The organism is Streptomyces sp. BE303, from assembly GCF_036290945.1.
Taxonomy (GTDB): domain Bacteria; phylum Actinomycetota; class Actinomycetes; order Streptomycetales; family Streptomycetaceae; genus Kitasatospora.
In genome coordinates, this window is sequence record NZ_JAQYWZ010000649.1 from 1 (window position 1) to 561 (window position 561).

Here is a 561-nt window from a genome sequence, read left to right on the forward strand (position 1 = left end):
CCTCCAGATCCCCAGCGACGGCAGCCAGCGCCACCTGCGCACCCTCCTCGACCACCTCGACACCGCCGGCATCGAAGCCGACGAACTCACCGTCCACACCCCCGACCTCGACGACGTCTTCTTCGCCCTCACCGGCGGCACGACCCCGCCGAACCAGCCCGAGGAGGCTGTCCGATGAGCTCGTTCTCCCTCGCCGCCCGCGACTCCTCGACCATGCTGCGCCGCAACCTCCTGCACGCCCGGCGCTACCCGTCCCTCACCCTGAACCTGCTGCTCACGCCGATCGTGCTGCTGCTGCTCTTCGTCTACGTCTTCGGCGACGTGATGAGCGCGGGTCTCGGCGGAGGCGCCGACCGCGCCGCCTACATCGCGTACCTCGTCCCGGGCATCCTGCTGATGACCATCGGCGGCACCACGGTGGGGACGGCGGTGTCCGTCTCCAACGACATGACCGAGGGCATCATCGCCCGCTTCCGCACGATGGCGATCCACCGCCCGTCGGTGCTCGTCGGACACGTCGTCGGCAGCGTGCTGCAGTCGGTCGCCAGCGTGGTCCTCGTC

1 protein-coding gene and 1 pseudogene are annotated in these 561 nt (G+C 69.9%); both read left to right on the forward strand.

Annotation, left to right across the window (positions count from 1 at the left end):
- A pseudogene (locus tag PUR56_RS15295) lies at positions 1-178 on the forward strand (ABC transporter); the annotation flags it as partial.
- Positions 175-561, forward strand: a 387-nt coding sequence (locus PUR56_RS15300) for an ABC transporter permease (protein WP_329875178.1), incomplete at its 3' end; no start/stop codon positions are given. The pseudogene PUR56_RS15295 and the gene PUR56_RS15300, both read left to right, overlap by 4 nt.